General features: G+C 49.3%; 14 protein-coding genes and 1 tRNA gene. 7 read left to right on the plus strand and 8 right to left on the minus strand.

The features are described from left to right. Positions 1-115: 115 nt before the first annotated feature. Both NSQ24_RS07730 and NSQ24_RS07735 read left to right on the plus strand, forming a co-directional pair. On the plus strand, positions 116-2,701 hold the full coding sequence (locus NSQ24_RS07730) for an Ig-like domain-containing protein (protein WP_003387949.1): 2,586 nt from the start codon (positions 116-118) through the stop codon (positions 2,699-2,701). A gap of 226 nt (positions 2,702-2,927) precedes the next feature. Beyond that, the gene (locus NSQ24_RS07735; RefSeq protein WP_339167562.1) at positions 2,928-4,766 is read left to right on the plus strand and encodes a copper amine oxidase N-terminal domain-containing protein; all 1,839 of its coding nucleotides are present in this window, start codon (positions 2,928-2,930) and stop codon (positions 4,764-4,766) included. Positions 4,767-4,972: 206 nt separating this feature from the next. On the opposite strand, the gene NSQ24_RS07740 is transcribed toward NSQ24_RS07735, so the two are convergent. Genes NSQ24_RS07740 through efeO form a run of 3 tightly spaced genes read right to left on the minus strand, consistent with a single transcriptional unit; the run spans position 4,973 to position 9,012 of the window. After that, positions 4,973-6,859 carry an FTR1 family protein gene (locus tag NSQ24_RS07740; RefSeq protein WP_035991247.1) on the minus strand — a complete coding sequence of 629 codons (1,887 nt, stop codon included), beginning with the start codon at positions 6,857-6,859 and terminating at the stop codon, positions 4,973-4,975. 17 nt (positions 6,860-6,876) lie between these two features. Then, a complete protein-coding gene (gene efeB, locus NSQ24_RS07745) occupies positions 6,877-8,148 on the minus strand; it encodes an iron uptake transporter deferrochelatase/peroxidase subunit (RefSeq protein ID WP_024983189.1) in 1,272 nt (423 codons plus the stop codon). 3 nt (positions 8,149-8,151) lie between these two features. Beyond that, the gene (efeO, locus tag NSQ24_RS07750) at positions 8,152-9,012 is read right to left on the minus strand and encodes an iron uptake system protein EfeO (RefSeq protein WP_051567333.1); all 861 of its coding nucleotides are present in this window, start codon (positions 9,010-9,012) and stop codon (positions 8,152-8,154) included. A 400-nt stretch (positions 9,013-9,412) separates the two neighbouring features. Here efeO and NSQ24_RS07755 point away from each other — a divergent pair. After that, a tRNA-Ala gene (locus tag NSQ24_RS07755) sits at positions 9,413-9,488 on the plus strand. Positions 9,489-9,543: 55 nt separating this feature from the next. Here NSQ24_RS07755 and NSQ24_RS07760 read toward each other — a convergent pair. The 3 genes from NSQ24_RS07760 to istA (NSQ24_RS07770) form a co-directional block, all read right to left on the minus strand. Further along, on the minus strand, positions 9,544-10,521 hold the full coding sequence (locus tag NSQ24_RS07760; RefSeq protein ID WP_339167565.1) for an NADP-dependent oxidoreductase: 978 nt from the start codon (positions 10,519-10,521) through the stop codon (positions 9,544-9,546). A gap of 232 nt (positions 10,522-10,753) precedes the next feature. Beyond that, complete coding sequence (istB, locus tag NSQ24_RS07765) at positions 10,754-11,533, minus strand: IS21-like element helper ATPase IstB (RefSeq protein ID WP_338462886.1); 780 nt, start codon at positions 11,531-11,533, stop codon at positions 10,754-10,756. Next, positions 11,530-12,771 carry an IS21 family transposase gene (istA, locus tag NSQ24_RS07770; RefSeq protein ID WP_339166746.1) on the minus strand — a complete coding sequence of 414 codons (1,242 nt, stop codon included), beginning with the start codon at positions 12,769-12,771 and terminating at the stop codon, positions 11,530-11,532. Before istA (NSQ24_RS07770) ends, istB (NSQ24_RS07765) begins: the two co-directional genes overlap by 4 nt. A gap of 50 nt (positions 12,772-12,821) precedes the next feature. Here istA (NSQ24_RS07770) and NSQ24_RS07775 point away from each other — a divergent pair, with 50 nt between their 5' ends. The 3 genes from NSQ24_RS07775 (at position 12,822) to NSQ24_RS07785 (ending at position 15,173) form a co-directional block, all read left to right on the plus strand. After that, positions 12,822-13,787 carry a YafY family protein gene (locus tag NSQ24_RS07775; protein WP_339167567.1) on the plus strand — a complete coding sequence of 322 codons (966 nt, stop codon included), beginning with the start codon at positions 12,822-12,824 and terminating at the stop codon, positions 13,785-13,787. A gap of 353 nt (positions 13,788-14,140) precedes the next feature. Next, positions 14,141-14,416 (plus strand): CD3324 family protein, encoded by a 276-nt coding sequence (locus tag NSQ24_RS07780; RefSeq protein ID WP_003387935.1) that lies wholly within the window; start codon positions 14,141-14,143, stop codon positions 14,414-14,416. A gap of 202 nt (positions 14,417-14,618) precedes the next feature. Further along, the gene (locus NSQ24_RS07785) at positions 14,619-15,173 is read left to right on the plus strand and encodes a DUF1062 domain-containing protein (RefSeq protein WP_327970109.1); all 555 of its coding nucleotides are present in this window, start codon (positions 14,619-14,621) and stop codon (positions 15,171-15,173) included. Positions 15,174-15,491: 318 nt separating this feature from the next. On the opposite strand, the gene istB (NSQ24_RS07790) is transcribed toward NSQ24_RS07785, so the two are convergent. Beyond that, complete coding sequence (istB, locus tag NSQ24_RS07790) at positions 15,492-16,235, minus strand: IS21-like element helper ATPase IstB (RefSeq protein WP_025846873.1); 744 nt, start codon at positions 16,233-16,235, stop codon at positions 15,492-15,494. After that, the gene (istA, locus tag NSQ24_RS07795) at positions 16,232-17,740 is read right to left on the minus strand and encodes an IS21 family transposase (protein WP_251256056.1); all 1,509 of its coding nucleotides are present in this window, start codon (positions 17,738-17,740) and stop codon (positions 16,232-16,234) included. Before istA (NSQ24_RS07795) ends, istB (NSQ24_RS07790) begins: the two co-directional genes overlap by 4 nt. A 172-nt stretch (positions 17,741-17,912) precedes the next feature. Between istA (NSQ24_RS07795) and NSQ24_RS07800 the strand changes: the two genes are divergently transcribed. Continuing rightward, positions 17,913-18,254: a metalloregulator ArsR/SmtB family transcription factor gene (locus tag NSQ24_RS07800; RefSeq protein WP_003387933.1), complete on the plus strand. Its 342-nt coding sequence runs from the start codon at positions 17,913-17,915 to the stop codon at positions 18,252-18,254. Positions 18,255-18,306: the final 52 nt, after the last annotated feature.

Consider the following 18,306-nt stretch of genomic DNA (forward strand, 5'->3'; position numbering starts at 1 on the left):
TGACACTATTCAGACACATTTTGGACACAATTAAAACGCAAGGCTCATGTAAAATTATTCCCTGGTGCCGATAACCATAAAAGGGACTTCAAAATACCAACGGGGGAGGAAAGTCATGAACTGGAGAAAACTGTTACTTGGGTTTCTCGCTCTGCTGCTCATATGTGGAGGCGGAACCGTGGGGACAGCATTGGCAGCGGATGAAATCTCACGTCTGGTCCTGTCCAAAAACGAATTAGCGATGGAGACCGGAGACACGATCTCGCTGTCAGTAACTGCGGTATATGTCTCAGGGAAGACAGAGGATGTCACGATAAAGACGGAATGGAATAGTGAAAACACAGGCGTAGCCACTGTCTACGCAGGAACGGTTACAGCCAAAGCGGTAGGGACATCTGTCATTACAGGTTCTTACATGGGAAAACAAGCGGTGGCTACAGCCACGGTCACCCAAAAGCTGAAAGCCTTGACAGTGGACAAGCAGTCGGTCGATATCAGGAAGGATAAATCCCAACAGTTGAAATTGACCGCTTCCTATAGTGATGGCAAAACGGAAGAGGTAACAGAAAAAGCGGACTGGGCGATCGACAATACATCGGTAGCCACTGTGACCAACGGACTGATCAAAGGTCATGGCTCGGGTACGGCTACGGTAACAGCCAAGTTCGGACGCCTGACCGTCGCCATCCCGGTCAGCGTGGAAATTGTCCGTCGTTTGGAGCCGGAAAAAACGCAAATTTCCTTGCTGAATGGCAAATTTGAAACGATTAAATTGACCGCCTTGTACCCGGATGGCTCGGTCGAAGAAGACGTCGCCGGTGTCGCAGAATGGTCCAGCGACAACGAAGCGGTAGCGGATGCGATCAAGGGGAAAATCACCGCATACGGGCCGGGTACAGCGGTCGTTACGGCCAAGTACGGTACAAAAACAGCTACTATCAAGGTAGATGTTGACTCGACTCGTACGCTGACAGTGAACAAGCAGGATCTGTTCATGCACGTTGGCGACGAGGAAACGCTTGAGCTCACGGCTCTCTACGCAGATGGCAACAAGGATACGGTAACAGAAACAGCGGAATGGAGCTCCGACAAGCCTGAGGTCGCTTCTGTCAGCAAAGGAAAAATCATTGCCCACGCATCAGGCGAAGCGGTCATTACTGCCAAATACGCAGAAAAAAGCGTGCAAATCCGGGTGGATGTAGAGGTGCCCCGCTATCTCGATCCGAAGCCTGCATACTTGCCAATGCGCTCTGGAAGCTCTGAGAAAATTACGCTGGAAGCAACCTTTGTCTCCGGGAAACCGGAAATCATTACCGACAAGGCAGAGTGGTCTTCTTCCAACAGTGACATCGCGTTCGTCAAGGACGGCGTTGTTTCTGCCTATAAAGCCGGATCAGCCACCATTACAGCCAAATACGGCGGAAAGCAAGTGACCATCCCGGTCGATGTAGACCTGCCGCAAAAGCTGACACTGGATGAAACCTCGCTGAATCTCCAAATCGGCGGTTCTGCAGACGTAAAGGCGACCGTCATTTATCCGGGCGGAGCCAACGAAGATGTAACCAAAAAGGCGGAATGGAAGAGCAGCGCGGATAATGTAGCGACTGTGCGCCAAGGTACGGTAATTGGCGTCGGCACTGGTGCGGCTACGATTACGGTCACCTATGCGAACCGCTCTGTCAGTCTGCCGGTGAACGTAGGTGTCATCCAAAGCATCGTCCCGAGCCAGAAGAAGCTGGTCATGAAGAATGGACAAAGCGAGACGATCAAGCTGACCGCTACCTACACGGATGGCGAAGAAAAGGATGTCACCGCCCAGGCTGTATGGAAAAGTGCCAATCCGGAAATTGCTGAAGTCGTGCTTGGCAAAGTAACGGCGATGGCTTCAGGAAAAACAACAGTTACGGCTGTCTTTGACGGCAAGACGATCTCCATTCCTGTCGAAGTCGATCAGGCCCAAACACTGAGCATTGAGCCTCGCATGCTGATCTTGACCGTCAACGAGTCGGCTGACATCGTTTTGACAGCAACAGACGCTTCCGGCACATCCCGCAAGGTTACGGATGACGCCGTATGGAAATCGAGCAATCCAAAGGTGGCGGATGTCGACAAAGGGCATGTCATTGGTTATGGCAGCGGACGCGCCACGATTACAGCCACTTACGGAGGCAAAAGCGTCACCGTGCCGGTCGAAGTCGGAATCGTGACGGCCCTGGAGGCAAACAAGCGATTTGTTTCACTGAAATCCGGTAAAAGCGTGCAAGTCGCGCTGACCGCCAAGTTCTCCGACGGCAGGACTTCGGACGTCAGTGCAGATGCCGAATGGAAGGTATCCGGCTACAAAGTCGCCGATGTGTCCAAAGGATTAATTACGGGCGTCGGCTACGGCAAGACGACCGTCACTGCCCGTTACAACGGAAAAACCGTTACCATTCCGGTCGAAGTGGATATGTTGAAGTATCTGAAAACCGATGTAGTTCAGATCGAAATGAAAAAAGGAGAGACCAAAAAGGTGAAGGCGATTGCCACCTATACGGATGGCACGGAAGAAGATGTAACCATACCGGCTCTCTGGACAACCTCCCGCCTGTTGACGGCCGACGTGAAGGACGGCATCATCAAGGCGACGGGTACAGGAAAGGCGACGATTACGGTCACGTATGGCGGCAAGCGTACACCGGTGGTCGTGATCGTGAAATAGCGAATGCAACAGAAAGAAAAAGTGCAACAGAAATAGCGTGTCTATCAGCAACGGGAACTCTGCGAATGTGCAGGGTTCTTTCGTTTGTTCGGACTTAAAGATCAGGTACAAATACCTAAATTTCGCATCGGTTATTGCCGATAAAAGAATGTGCAACAAATATATCTCCTGAACACTCAGGAGAACGGCCATCATTCTTTTAATCAGACAAAAGGAGACTGACAGCATGAAAAGGGGTTTCAAAGCAGGCAGTATCGTAATTACCGTATTTTCTCTCATTCTTTCAGCAGGGATAGGTCCCGCCTACGCAGCAGATTACGATACGGCGAAGCTTGTCTCTACGTACTCGTTTCCCCCTGTTTTTCTGGAGGTAATCGCAGATCAGACAGGAAGCATTACAGGTACGGTGGTGGTCGATACGCGATACGAGGCAGACGTGTCGCTCTTGTTTACCGATGAAAAAGGAAAGAATCGCAGGGAGATTCAGATTTGGAATGGAGGCAAAGAGAAGCTGGCTTCGGGCGTGACGACCAAAGCAAAGAACGGCAAGGAAAGAGTTCTCCATCCATCTGGACAAAGCATTGAAATCAATATCAAAACACTGACATTCACCATTCCGGCGAAGGCTTTGGATCTCGCCCCGGGCGAGTACACGGTAATCGTACGGGGACGCGATACCGCGTTTTTCGTACCGGACGTGACGAGAGAAGAGTACTCCAAGGAAAAGCAAATCGTGCTGCCTGATGCGGGAGCGGAGAAAGTCTTTCCTGGAGGAATCAAGGTCGACAAGGATGGCACCATCCAGATTACGATCAAGTCATCCGCTGTCTCCACGCGAGCCAAATGGGTGATGGTGATCATCGATGAGAATGGCGAGGAAGTAAAGCGCATCAGCATCAATCCAAAGAACCCGCAGATTTCACTTGGCAGCCTGAAGCTGACGAGCGGTGAATACACGATATATCTGGAAGTCACAGACGGCGGTGACGTTCTTCGCTCCGAATCGGCTGTGCTTGTCATACCGACAGCGGGAACGGCAGGAAGCGGCGCGGGTAATGTCGGTACAGGACCGGGAGCAGGTGTAGGAATAGGCACAGGAACTGCGGGCAACGGAGGATTTGTACCGAGCCTCAACTTCCCTGGACAAATCCGCCTGTCAAACGACGGCACCATTCAGATCCGTCTGGACCTTACCAGTGAGTACGCAAAGGCGAGATTTACGCTCCTCGTCTTGAATGAGGACGACAAGGTCGTCAAACGCATTCCGATCAACCTGAAAAATCCAACCATCTCCGGCAAAGGCCTGTCCCTTCCGGCAGGCGAATACGCGCTCGTTCTGGAAATGGTGAACGGCGGCAAAAAATCGTACTCCTCCAGCATTTCGTGGACGATCTCAACGAAAAGCAGCTCGACGTTTACGATTCCGAGCGGCGCCTCCTTTCCGGGCGGCATCAAAGTAAACAGCGATGGAACGATCAGCATCACCCTGGAGTGGAAAAGCTCGTACAGCAGTTATGAGTGGTATGTCGTCGTCTATGATGAGTACGGCAAGTCGGTGAAGCGCATTTCGCTGAATCCGAAGAATCCGGTCTTCTCCCTGCAAGGGCTGAACCTGCCGACAGGTGGATACACGATTGTGATCGAGGTGGAGGATACGGCCAGCGGTTCCTGGGCAACCTCTTTGCCGGCTTTTGTCACCGTCAACCAAACGAAGGATATCGTCATTTTCATCGACGGGGCGCTGCAAGTGTTCCAAAAGTCTCCGGTCGAAATCGACGGTCGTACGCTGGTTCCTTTGCGTGCCATCTTTGAAGCGCTAGGGGCAAAGGTAGAATGGGACGAAGCGACCCAAACCGTAACGGCTACGAAAGACAACAACACGATTCAACTGACGATCGGGTCCAAGGTCGCGTATAAGAACGGAAAAAAGATCAATCTGGACGTCCCGGCCCAGCTCTTTAACGGAGACACGACGATGGTGCCGATCCGTTTTGTCAGCGAAGCGCTGGGAGCGAAGGTAGGCTGGGATGCTTACTCCAACTCGGTCGTGATCAGCAACGAATAGGCGAAGCGGGAGAAACCGTTTTTGTCCGCTGCCCGAAAAGACGGCAGAGCTTAACGTGATATTTCTTCCTTGATAAGTGTAGTAACTAGTCAATAAAAAGATTTGTGTTAGTCAATAAAAAATCCCTCTAGCTTTGGCGGACTGCAAACGAAAGAGCAGTCGCCGTATTGCCAGAGGGATTTTCTATTGAATGGGAATGCTCAGCGTTAAGAGACAGCAGCCCTGGCTTTCAGGTTTTTCCGCTCGACCCGGATTATATTCCACACAATGACAAGCAGAACGATCAGTTGCGGAATGGTGCCCTCCCAGCTACTGTACAAACCAAATGAAGGGGCGTCGATCAACAGATCAGACATATGCGCCGAAAGCTTCCCTGAAATCTGCAGGGCATGTATGCTCACGCCGATAAATTTAAACGCCAAATAGTAGAGCAATAGGCTCGCGACCAAAAAGAACGAGCGAATCGGAATGCGAGAGCTCATTTTGATCAGCGCGTACCCGATCACGGCCAGTAAAACGAGTGCGACCCCGATGCCGAACAGAAGGTCAGACATTTGAATAGAAGGCGCCATCCCGATGTAGAAAATGATCGTTTCTGCGCCTTCCCGCATTACAGCCAGAAAAGACGTCAAAGCCAATGACCAGAGCGCTCCTTTTGCCACCGATGCCCCAATCGATTTTTCCACGAACTGGTTCCAGGCGCGCAGATTGGACTTGCTGTGCAGCCACGCCCCGATCGTCACCATGAAGACAACGGCGATCAGACCGGTAACCCCTTCGATCAGCTCGCGGGAGTTGCCTGTGGACAGGTGGGACAAAAATACAGTCAGGACGAGCGCAAACACTCCAGACACAACCACGCCTGCACCGGCGCCGGACCAGATCCATTTTCGCTTGTCGGCATTGCCCGTGCGGTTCAAAAACGTCAGCAGGGCAGCGATGACCAGGATAGCTTCCAAGCCTTCGCGGAACAGGATCACTCCGGCATCCCAAGCCGAGTAGGAAACGGACTGGCTGTACGGCGCAAGCTCATCACGGAGCTCATTTAACAATGCATCCGCCTGCTCCAGCTTCGGAGGCTGGGAGAGCAGCAGGCTGGGGATGGAAACCATCCTGCTTTCAATCCGGTTGTACGCATCCTGCGACTTCGTCAAAACGACTCCCTCGACCGTTGGCCAGGCTACAATGAACTGGTCCATTTTGTCCGCTGCGTCTGTCGCCCGGCCGTTTTGCACGTCCGTTTGCACAGCGTTGAGCAGCTGAATCAGGTCGGAGATACTGTGAATCTCGCCCATAGCCCCCGTATCGCCGCTTGCTGCAGCAGATTTGCCGGCCAGATAGTCGTCCAGGACAAAGATCAATTCTTGCACCTTTTGCACAGCCTTTGCCTTGTCCGGCGGCTCTGTATTCAGCGCAATCCGCACGCCGGTGATTTTTACTTCGATCTTTCCGTAAAACTTGCCGTCCTCTTGGCGGATCAGGCTCTCTGCTTTGTACCATCCATTGACGAACGATTGGTAGCTGCTTTTGGCCTCTTCCCATTTCTCCGACTGGATTGCGGTCAGACTGTTTTGAATGAGCGGCAGGATTTTCTTGATGCTTTCATGCGCCTTTTCCTGCTTGCTCTCGCCGTCGAGGGAAGAGACGTACGTATCGATCGCTTTTGCCAAGGCAGACACGCTCGCATAAACGGCATCCGTATCGGGATTTGCTTGCGAGAGCTCTTGCTCGACAGCGGCAATGGCCTCCGTGACAGCCTTCGCCTCTGGACCGTTGCTCTTGGCCTCGCCCGCAATCGGGGCGGGGGCGTCCGGGGAATCCGTACTTGTGCCTGGCGTAGAATTACTGCTCGTACCAGGCGAGGAAGCTCCCTCAGCTTCCTCCGCAGCTGTTTCCGCCCAGAGCGTCTTCAGCTTGGAGATCGCGTCCTTCACTTGATCCAGATTTTTGTCTCCTGCTGAGATCAACGCATCGCTGACGAGGGAGATCAGCTGGTCTGACTGCTTGGCGGCGCCCGATTCGGGAGCGGCGAATGAGGAGGCTGGCAACACCAGCAGGAAGCATAGCAGCAGAATCGATATTGTGCGTTTCAAAATGCCCACCTCCAACCTCACAGTAATGTATCTCCGATATACCCGCCCTGCCCGACACCGGGCAGGCATGCGTACAGTCCGCTGCCGACGTGAACGATATACTCATTCAACCGGTCCTGGGCAGCGAGCTTTTGCTGCATCGGGACAAATTGCTTGCGCGGATCGCGGTTGTAGCAAATAAACAGCAGGCCTGCATCGAGCTGGCCGGTCTTAAGGTCAATGCCGTTCGAGTAGGAGTAGCCTCGACGCAGGATTTGCACCTTGCCCTCCATATGGGCAAGCGCCACGTGCGAGGCCGGGTCGATGAGCGGCCTTCCTTTGGCATCTTTTTTGCTGAAATCGAGCTTGGCGAATTCGTCCTTCTCCCCGATTGGCGCACCGGAATCGCGGTGGCGGCCAAAGGTCAGCTCCTGTTCGCCAAGCGAGGTGCGGTCCCACACTTCGATACGCATGCGAATCCGGCGGACGACCATGTAGCTGCCGCCTGTCATCCAGGCCGGACCGTCAGTGGAGGAAACCCAGACGACCTCATCGGCAACGCTCGCATTTTGTACATCGGGGTTGTTCGTCCCGTCTTTAAAGCCGAGCAAATTGCGGGGAGTGGAGCCTTTCGGATCAGCCGCTCCTGTACGCTGGAAGCCTTGCTGGAGCCAGCGCAGGACAGCTTTCCCCCGGGCGATCCGGGCCAGGTTGCGTATTCCGTGAAAGGCGACCTGCGGATCGTTGGCGCATACCTGCACGACCACATCGCCATCCGACCAATCGTCGACCAGCGCGTCCCCTTTGAAGCGGGGCATGTCGATCAGTGCCTCCGGCCGTTTTCCAGCCAGGCCAAACCTCTGGTCAAAGAAGGAAGCGCCCACCCCGAATGTAAAGGTGAGCCGTGTCGGCAATAGCCCAATGGCCTCGCCCGTATCGGTAGGAGGGAGGAATGCATTCGTGCTTTCCTCCCCGACGCCCTGCCCCGCAGCCATCCGCGCACAGGCCTCTGTCCAGCTTTTGAACAGCTCCCGCACTGCTTGGACATCGGTCGTCGTCAGATCAAAAGCACCCATGCAAATAAAATCCTGCATGGGCGTCACAATGCCAGACTGATGCTTCCCGTAAAACGGAACGATGTCTTCGGAAGCAGATGGAGGAGTGCCGGGGGACCCAGATGCCGTCGTCTTGCTGTTCATCATCAGACTGCCCACGCCGCCGGCGCCGAGCAGCAGCCCGACGCCTCCTGCTCCGGCCAGCTTCAGCAAGTCGCGGCGGGTGTATGTTTTCCGGTCCTGATTGGAATCCATCCGTTACCCCTCCAACACCGTGCCGATTTTGGACAATGGCTCGGCTAAAGCGTCAATCGTTTGGCTCAGTTTTTTTGTTTCTTCCGGTTTCAGTTCTGTGTAGAGAACAAAATCGGTTCCTTTGCGGTACGGTGCAAGCGACTGGTCAAGCTCAGCAAAGCGGGTGTCGATTTCTTTCGCCAGGGCTGCATCTTTTTTCTCCAGTGTCGGCTTCAGGACCAGGTAAATTTCCTTGGCGCCTTCGACGTTGGCTGCGAAATCGTAAAGGTCGGTATGGGAGTAGCGCTCTTCCTCGCCGGTAACCTTGCTGGAGGAGACCTCGTTCAGCAGCTCGACAGCGCCGGTCACGAGCATCTGGGTGTCGATCTCGACGTGCTCTACTTTCACGCGGAGTTGTTTTACGTCCTGGAGCAGCTGGTCAGCCACTTTGTCCATGCCTTTGGTTGACTTGTCTACCCATAGCGCTTTCTCCAAACGGTGGAAGCCGCGCCATTCGCTATCCGGTACATCGCCTTCGCGAGCGTCGATCCACGGGTCGAAATCTCCGAGCGATTCGGCGATTGGCTCGATTCTTTCAAAGTACATGCGGGTAGGCGCATACAGCTTTTTGGCCGTTTCCAGATCGCCCGCCTTGACCGCTTTGACGAAAGCGTCGGTTTCTTTTACAAATTGATCCGTCTGGCTGATGACGAATTTGTGGTATTGCTCGATCGCTGCCTGGTCGGCTTCGTTTGAAGCGGCGGACTGGCTAGTTTGAGTGGTTTCACCGGCTTGACTAGTGCCGGCTACTGCGTCGGACTGCGATTGACCGGCCGCTGTGTCCGTTTTTTCGGCGGTTCCGGCTTGGCCGCAAGCAGCAAGCATCGCCGACAGGCTGAGAACTGCGAGGAATTTGGTAGGATTGGACTTGATGGACACGGGAGTTTTCCCCTTTCTGGTTGAGCGTTTTGTGTTTTGATTTTTGGTCAGTAAGTATGGGTTGAACGAATGAATAAGGAAGAGATAAAAGTTGGATATAAGTAATTGATAATGTTTATCATTATCAATGCTGTTGTTTATAGTAATAGGGGAGAGGGGAAATCGTCAACTGTTTTTTGTTGAGGGCAGGGAGTGAAAACGGGGGAGTGTTTCCGAGGGGGATGGAGGATATAATTGAAAGGCGGGGGTTAAACTTTTTAGGTTTGGAAAGCGAAATTTTTAGTTGCATCATAAATTTGGATGTGCTATACTCCTATTTGTAAGCGAGAGAAGTTAAGGAAAATATGGGGCATTAGCTCAGCTGGGAGAGCGCTACACTGGCAGTGTAGAGGTCAGCGGTTCGATCCCGCTATGCTCCACCATATATAGCAAGTAACGCAGCCAATCCCGGCTGCGTTTTTTGATTTCATGCCACCATCATTCTGAGCTTACTTTCAGACATAATTTCCCCAGGTAATGATTCGTGAGCGCGATATGTGCATCGCGTGCTTCTTCCAGCAAAAACGTGCGGCTGGTATGAACGGTTATTTGATCATTTTCAAGGTAATGATGCAATCGCCTAATAATGTCGGTATCCGGTTCGCCGTTATATCCAGATACGATTATTCCGTCACGTGCCTGCAGCGCGGGGCGTATGCCATTGGGATATGCGACGCGTCCCCCCCTGCGAATACATTTCATCGCTGCATTGGCGGCCTCCCCGCCTGCGCAAAACAAGGCAGCATCGAAACCTTCAGGAGCGAACGTACTAGATGCCAAAGCAATATCCTCTGTACGGCCGTTCATCACCGCATCGATGCCGAGATTCTGTATCATCTCAACGCCGTCTTTACCTGAAGCAACGGCAAATACTCGTGCCCCTTTGCACTTCGCAAGCTGTACCGCCAAGTGGCCTACTCCTCCGCTGGCGCCAAAAATCATGATAGACTCTCCTTGTTTAAGCTCCAATACATCTTCAAGTCCACGCAGCGCAGTAATCCCCACTCCGGAGACCACCGCTGCTTCCTGAACGGTCATACCATTTGGAATCGGAGACACGTATTTGACATGAACAGATGCATACTCTGCATAGAATCCGCCTCGGGGATGAAGAAAGCCGGGGGCGTACACTTTATCGCCAATGTTGAATGCCAAAACCTTTTCGCCTGTTGCAGCCACAGTTCCAGCCCCTTCTGAACCTAATACATAAGGAAAACGGGGTTCTATGCCCAGCATTGACGCATACCCTCCTTGACGTTCAAATGTATCCCATTCTCCCACACCTGCGTATTCAACGCGAATCAGCACGTCCTCGGGTCCGATCTCGGGCAAATCAATCTTTTGCAGAACGAGTTCTTCAGGACCACCAAACCGATTAAGCACCGCAGCTTTCATCGTATCCATCTTATTATTCATAGCAACCTCCTCATTTGACCTGTGTTTTTGTTGCATTTGAAAGTGTACAAGAATACCATGACAATAACTGACATGTTTTATGGTGAGGAGTGAATGTTTATATCCAAGGCAAAGCTCTTATGTCAACTGCAAATGAAAATTCCCCATTATCTGCACTTGAATTTTCCCCATATTAGGCAATAGGTTTGTTTGAATAATGCCCCCGAGGGGGCTGGCGGCGGGAAAATTCCGTTCATTCGGTTTTATCTACAATTGTCTCTGGTCGAAAGAAACCAGCTTTTTTCTTCTCCTTTATGCGATAACTTTCTCCTTTAATGTTGATGGTGTGGGAGTGATGCAATAATCGATCAAGGATGGCGGTGGCAAGTACCGTATCTCCAAATATCTCTCCCCACGAACCATAAGACTTGTTCGAGGTAAGAATAATCGAACCAGATTCATAACGCTCCGAAACTATTTGAAAGAAAAAATGAGCTGCCGTTTCATCCATCTTGCGATAGCCGATTTCATCAATGATCAGTACATTTGGCTTAATAAAAGCCCGCATTTTTTGTTTGATACTATTGTTTTGATGGGCAATCTGAAGGGTCTGTACCAAATCGTGAGCAGTTGTAAAGTAAACTGTCAAACCTTGCTTAATGGCTTCCAAAGCCAATGCAACAGACAAGTGGGTCTTTCCGACTCCTGGCGGACCCAGCAAAATGAGATTCTCCTGTTGGTGCACAAACCGGAGGGTTGCCAAATCACGAATCCGTCTTTCATCTACGGAAGGCTGGAAACTGAAATCGAATTGCTCTAATGTTTTATGGTAGGGTAAATGAGCCAATCGTGTCTTCATTCGAATAAATCGCTCCCTCTTGGCCTTGATTTCCTCTTGCAAAAGCTTGTCCAAGAACTCCAAATACGATATATTCTGAGCAGCAGCTTCTTCTGCGTGGTGGTGAATAATTTCCGGGATTCGTACCCATCCCATTTGCGAAAAGGCTTCTTCTAAACGGGACTGGAGCATCATTGTACGATCACCTCCTCGTCAGCAAACTGCTCGTAGACTGATAAATCACGTTCCACCACTTCGGGGCTTGGATTTGAAACCAGACGCGGCATAGGTTGGGGAGCCTTCACGCGACTTTGGGTTTGAATCCCCTCGAAGTGTTTTTTATTGGTTACGACTTGTTTGGAACGAACTGCTTTTTGATGTTCAGCGATAATCGTGTTGCCCTGATAGATCCGGATAAGACCATTCTGGAGATCTTGTACCTGTACCGTATGACCAATATAGGTATAGGGTACAGAATACCTGCTTCCTCCGTAAGAAACGAGCAAATCGTTGGATACTCTTCGAGTATGCCGTTCTACTTCTTCGAACGGAACCGGGTTAAGCGGCTTCAACTGTTCATGTTTCCATCGATCTACCGGCTTTTCATGTGTGGTGCCGTGAATCCGTACATTGGCTACCGTATCCAACCAATGGCGTACTTGTTGATTCAAGTCACTCAGGCTGGTAAACGACTGTACGCGAGGCCAAAAATTCTTTCGCACATAGCCAACACCATTTTCTACTTTCCCTTTTGTTCGTGCACGGTAGGGGGCACAACGCCGGAGGGTAAAGCCGTGATGACTTGCAAACTGAGAAAAACGTTCATTCCACAATACATGGCCTTGGTCGTCGTAACCTGCAATGACGGTTTTCATATTGTCGTACAAGCATGTATCCGGTCTGCCGCCAAAGTATTGCATGGCACGTAAGTGACAGCCGATGAGGGTATCCAGCCGTTCGTTCTCCGTAAATTCCACATACAACATTCTCGAGTATCCCAAAACCATGACAAAGGCGTATAGTCGTTTATATCCACCATTCCATTCAACTTTGAAATGTCCCCAGTCTACTTGCGCTTGCTTACCAGGTGTGGTTTCATAACGGATCGTTGCCTTGGAGGTAACGACGGGGCGCAATGGTTCCATGAAGGAACGAAGGAGTCTAATTTGTCCTGAGTATCCCTGGGCTCTAATTTCATCAAACAAGACAACAGCATTTAAGCAGCCTTCTTCCATTCTCGCTTTGATATAGGGTTTAAATGGATCGAGGATGCTTGCTTTTTTGACGGTTCGCTGGTATTTCGAAGGTTCATCCCTCTTCAACCACTTACGGATTGTTTTTCGATCCCTCCCTAATTCGTTCGCAATTTGCGTGGTACTCATTCCTCTTTGTTTCATGTCTTTAATCAAGTAAAACTCCCCATTCTTTAGCATATTTCTCTCCTCCAGGGAGAGATTTTCTGCCGAAAGTGGGGAATTTTCAAGTGCCGTTATTGAGGATTTTAACAGTGCCGTTCACACTTATTCAACCTGATGATGTATGTCAATGCGAAGCGCTCCTTACTGCTCAGGACGTTGCCTATGAATTCGATATTTCGGTGCGAACAGCACATAGGTATTTGTCAGAGTTGAGTGAAATGGGCGTCCCCCTCTATACCGAGCCTGGTCGAAACGGCGGTTATCGAGTGTTGAACAGCAGGCTGCTGCCACCCATTATCTTTGACGAGAATGAAGCCTTCTCCATTTTCTTTGCATTTCAATCACTACAATTCTATCAATCACTGCCCTTTGACATTGAGATCAAATCTGTTTCCGCAAAGCTGTATTCAAGCCTTCCGATTGATATAAAGAGAAAAATAGATCGGCTGGAGGGTGTGTTGTCCTTTTGGAATATAAAAAGAAGCGTTCCGTCACAATTTCTACAGGAAATCATCGAAGCTTCTGTAGAGAAGCAGAACCTGCAAATCGAATACGCGTCAAAAGAAAAGAATACGATCCGCGAAGTTTCCCCAATCGGTATCTATACGTACAATGGATTCTGGTATATGCCCGCCATTGATCTTGCCAATAACGAGGTAAAATTGTTTCGAACAGACCGGATTTTATCCTTGAAGGTTATGGAAAGGCATCAAGACCCGCAAGTCACTCTTCACGAATGGTTGGACAGACACGCTGCCAAATCGCCAATGAATCCGCTCCGATTATACGTGGAGTTGACGAGGGAAGGACTGAGACAATGCCGGAGCCAGCCCTGGTTGGAGCCTGATATTGTGATGATGAATGAAGATCAAGGATACATTGACACTATGATTGATAAAAGTGAAGTCGAATTTGTATCCAGGTATTTTCTCCAGTTAGGTACTGCGGCAAAGGTTATCGAGCCGCGTGAAATGATTGACCGTATTTATTTCCTGTCACAAGAGCTGCTCAAGCACTATTCTGATAGGTAACGGTTGCTCCCGTTGCAGTCGCGGATCGTACCCAATCAGTTTTTTGGAGCAGTTGAATAAACCACTACGGGAGTGCGCCACACTGGGCAGTCAAGTGGTCGTCGGTTCGATCCCGGGTAGGTCCCATCTGGAGCCCACGCTCGGTGCTGCACCAAAATGCTCTTGTTCTTGATAACAAAGCAGGGCGGTGTTATAATTTTACAAAATTAGGCAGGAGGAGGCTTGTATATATGCTTAATCCAATCGTTAACATTGCATAGCAAAGGCTATTGCAATGAACAGCTACAAGGGTAGAAATCAGATGCGAACATAGCCTTTGCTATTCCTAAAAATAAAACTTTTAGGAGAGCAAAATGAGCTATAAGAGGGCGATTCATATACTCCCGAATGACTTGCTTGAGATGGTGCAAGAGTATGTAGACGGTGAGTTTATCTATATCCCCAGAAAATCAGGCAAGAAAAAAGAATGGGGGTCAAATACATCTACCCGCACAGAATTACAGCAGCGAAATAGGCAGATTTATGAAGAGTATTTGGCGGGGAATAGTCTGCAACAATTAGCTGATAAATATTTTTTGTCTTTGAAAAGCATGCAAAGGATAATACGGGAACAAAGAAACATTCCTTGAGCATAGAATGAGCCAATGCAGTTTATCTACTGTATTGGCTCATTTTCTTTTACGAAAAGTCTTTGAGGTTTGGCTTTGCAGGACAGGATCATACAATGTAGGTAGACGAAATGCCAGACTGGGGGGACGTTTATGAAAAGGATTTGTGACAATCCGCCTTTTCTCTTTCCTATTTCATTCTGAATAGGAAGGATAACATTTTATGCAAATCGTAAACGTGGATATACAGTATCTATCTCCACCACCTGCAATCAAGTATTGCAAGAAATGTGGCAAAAAAACAGAGTATGTTTGTTCCGGATTATTTCGTGTAAATGCTCAACGCAAGTATTTAGATATATGGTTAATCTATAAATGTTCAAATTGCGATTCTACATGGAATATGACTATTTACTCCCGTATCAATCCCAAAAGCATTGCCTCCGAAATATTGGAGGGGTTCCATAGCAATAACGGAGAGCTTGTGGAGAAATATGCTATGGATACGGAGCTGATACAGAAAAACGGAGCTGAAGTTGGCCTTCCAAAGTACAAAATACGAGGGCCCGCTATTGATTTTTCCATGCCTATCGAATTACACATAAAAAGCCCCTATCCATCTCGGCTGAAAGTATCTGCTGTGTTACGGGAAATCTTGAATTTGTCTCAAAAGGCTTTTGAGCAAAGGATAACCAACGAGTCAATCCGAAGCGCTAGCGGGCTTGACTTAAAAAAATGCAGAATACAAACAGAAGTTGTTTTGATAATTGAGAACTGAAAGTCAACGGCGGTTTTGACAACAGGTATGTAGCCGCCGTTTTCCTTCTACACGGCAGAGATGCCGTTTTTTTGTTTATCTTTAAATGACGGAGTTCCGTCGAAGACGTTCACTGGCGGTTTCCGACATCGAACGTAAAAAATCGCACTCACAGCTTCGGAGTTTTGAAGCTGGAAAGAAATGCTGGTTCCCTGATAGTGAGGTGGTTAAAAAAGTCGTTTGTGAATGTCAATCAAAATGTTGACCACCGTGCTCATCAAAAAATTGACCACCATGGCAAAAATCAATCCACCCGTCGGGTGGGTAACTTTTTCATGATCACGATCTTTGAATGCTCTGCTTAAAGCGATAGCTGTCTCCATTCATTGCAAAGATATGGGCACGATGGGTAAGCCGATCAACCAGGGCTGACGTCATTTGCTCATCTTTGAAAATCTGTGTCCATTCCGTAAATTCCAGATTACTGGTAATGATCATGCTTCCTTTCTCATAGCGGGCCGCACAAAATTGGAATAATAACTCCGCCCCGGTCCGACTCAGAGGGACAAACCCGACTTCATCCAAAATAATCAAATCTGTTTTCAACCATTGCCTCTCTAGCTGGAGGATTCGCTTTTGGGACTGAGCTTCCATAAGCTCGTTACATATTTTAGCGGCAGTCCAAAACTGAACGGAATAGCCATGATGGCAAGCTTCCTTCCCGAGTGCAATGGAGAGATGAGTTTTGCCAGTGCCAGAGTTTCCGATAAACATGATGTTCTCTGCCTTTTCGATGTACTCACAACGAGCCAGTTGAAGCAATTTGGGCTTATTGAGGGACGGAATCGCCGAGAATTCAAATTGATCGAGCGTTTTCATAGAAGGGAATTTGGCGTGCTTGATGCGACTCGCGATTTGGTTAGCATCCCTTTGCTGAACTTCTTGCTCTAGTAGGGCTAAGAGGAACTCCTCGTAGGGAATTTGCCGTTCAGCAGCATCATGGGCGATTTCCTTATAGACACGTTTAATCGCAGGTAAGCGAAGGCGTTTCGCGTAGGTTTCAAGCAGGAAACTCGTACTCAATGAACCACACTCCTTTTCTGTAACAAACGATTGTACTGGCTAAGATCTGGGGCCTTTACCTGAATACGTGGAACAGAGCTATCCTCCGCCAACGAGAGTTGGGGCAAACGGTGTTCCGGCAATGTTCGCTGAAACAATAATTGCCTTACGGCATCATACTGGAACATCCCTTTTTGGCAGGCCTCCCCCAGTGCTTCTTCGACGAGAGAAGTATCGAATTCACGGTGCAAAAGCAAGAGTCGAACGAACTCCTTCATCCCTCCTGGTCGGTTACGGCACTTGTCCAAGAACTTTTGGTAAATGGCGGGTAATCCTGCCTGATGCAATGGTCTAGCATAAAGAACTGCTCCTGGGCGAATAAGAAGTAAATCCAGATAATGATCGTATTGCAAAATCTCCTTTCCTTTTTCCAAGCACCGCTCATGCGTCGCAATCAGGCTTTTTCCGTGATACACCTCAATTTTTTCAGCAAATACTCGGCAAATAAGTTGGGTCGATGCATAGGAAACCGGGACGGAATAGGCATTTTTTTCAATGTGGATCATGGATAGCGTATTGCTTTTCACGGGTACAACACGGAAACAATCCAATGGCCGTGGAGGCAATGGAAGCATGATGGGCAACTCTTGAACAAATGCTTCTCCAACCGTTAGGGAAGACCGGGGAACGGTTGTATTCTCGTAAGAGATACATTTTTCGAGGAGGATTTGATTTAGCTCCTCCAGAGAAGAAACACTAGGAACAGGTGCAAAAAATTGCCTCTGGGCAAACTGTACGAGGTTTTCCACTTGGCCTTTTTGATGCCCTTTTCCCGGATCACAGAAATAGCTTTCAAACAGGTAGTGGGCACGTAGCTGAATAAATCGCTCTTGTTCCTCGCGATTTTTGCCTTCCAATACCTTCTTAACGGCTGTTGTCAGGTTGTCGTATGTGATGACTTGGGGAACAGCACCGAAAAATTCAAAAGCATCTACATGACCTTGGAGAAGAGCCTCTTGCTTCTGATGAGCAAATGTCTTGATGAAAATCTTTCTGCTGTATGTGCAACGCATACAAAAGACTTGAACCTTCACTTGTTTCCCTTGTAAATGAACCGTAACCTCACCCCAGTCAAATTGGGCAAATCGCCCTGGCGGGAAATCAAGAGGGACAAATGCTTTAGGAGGAGAAACCCGCAACTCTCTGACGTAGCGTCGTACAGTAGATTCACCGCCGGTGAATCCATGTTCGTCAACGAGTCTCTGGTAAATACGTTTGGCAGTATGACGCTGCTTCGGGGGAGCCTGTTCATCTTGACGCAGCCATTCCAAGATGATGGGCTTGACAAAATCAATGACTGGCTTCGGCTTCGGTTTTGAAAGCTGGTATACAGGGATTTCCGTTGATGTCAAGGCTTTTCGTATCACTTGACGCGAGTAGCCAGTTTCGCGAGAAATTTGACGAATCGACTTCCCTAGCAGAAAGTGTTGTTTCCTGATAAACTCATAATTAGCCATCTGAAGCATTTCCTTTCCTCCTATATCTTGTTGTCTAGACAACTACAAGATACAGGAAAGAGGTGCTCAGGTGGTCAACTTTTTTATGAGCGATGTACCACTAGGTGGTCAATTATTAGATTAGCATTCACAGTCGTTATATGCGTTTGTGTGTATATACGTGATGGTGTATATTAAAAACATGAACACGACATCGATGCAACTAACATTAATTACGATCGCCGAGCCGAACCGTTTTAACATTGTCGAACTTTTAAAACAAGGACCGCGATCCGTAAGTGAAATCGTTCAGGCTCTCAACATCGGCCAACCGCAAGTGTCTCGCCATTTGCGTATTTTGAGCGAGGCTGGGTTGGTACGCGTCCGCAGCAAGGCCCAGCAGCGAATATATAGCCTTGAAGCCCGGCCGTTTCAGGAGCTGGATGAATGGTTCGATTCATTCAGCATCCTGTGGGAAGAACGACTCGACAATTTCGAGGACAATATGCTCGACTACGACTACAAAAGAAAGGAGAACGTATGACAGGGCTCAATAGCTTTACCGCCAATTGCTCTCGGAACTACCAGGCAACCTG

Origin of the sequence: Brevibacillus sp. FSL L8-0520 (assembly GCF_037963895.1) — a bacterium.
Taxonomy (GTDB): Bacteria; Bacillota; Bacilli; order Brevibacillales; family Brevibacillaceae; genus Brevibacillus; species Brevibacillus borstelensis.

What these genes read in the sequence shown, in the direction of transcription:
- NSQ24_RS07730 (WP_003387949.1), top strand. Translation starts at nt 116, where the DNA reads ATGAACTGGAGAAAACTGTTACTTGGGTTTCTCGCTCTGCTGCTCATA.
- NSQ24_RS07735 (WP_339167562.1), top strand. Translation starts at nt 2,928, where the DNA reads ATGAAAAGGGGTTTCAAAGCAGGCAGTATCGTAATTACCGTATTTTCT.
- efeB (WP_024983189.1), bottom strand. Translation starts at nt 8,148, where the DNA reads ATGGATTCCAATCAGGACCGGAAAACATACACCCGCCGCGACTTGCTG.
- efeO (WP_051567333.1), bottom strand. Translation starts at nt 9,012, where the DNA reads ATGCTTGCTGCTTGCGGCCAAGCCGGAACCGCCGAAAAAACGGACACA.
- NSQ24_RS07760 (WP_339167565.1), bottom strand. Translation starts at nt 10,521, where the DNA reads ATGAATAATAAGATGGATACGATGAAAGCTGCGGTGCTTAATCGGTTT.
- istB (WP_338462886.1), bottom strand. Translation starts at nt 11,533, where the DNA reads ATGATGCTCCAGTCCCGTTTAGAAGAAGCCTTTTCGCAAATGGGATGG.
- istA (WP_339166746.1), bottom strand. Translation starts at nt 12,771, where the DNA reads ATGCTAAAGAATGGGGAGTTTTACTTGATTAAAGACATGAAACAAAGA.
- NSQ24_RS07780 (WP_003387935.1), top strand. Translation starts at nt 14,141, where the DNA reads ATGAGCTATAAGAGGGCGATTCATATACTCCCGAATGACTTGCTTGAG.
- NSQ24_RS07785 (WP_327970109.1), top strand. Translation starts at nt 14,619, where the DNA reads ATGCAAATCGTAAACGTGGATATACAGTATCTATCTCCACCACCTGCA.
- istA (WP_251256056.1), bottom strand. Translation starts at nt 17,740, where the DNA reads ATGCTTCAGATGGCTAATTATGAGTTTATCAGGAAACAACACTTTCTG.
- NSQ24_RS07800 (WP_003387933.1), top strand. Translation starts at nt 17,913, where the DNA reads ATGAACACGACATCGATGCAACTAACATTAATTACGATCGCCGAGCCG.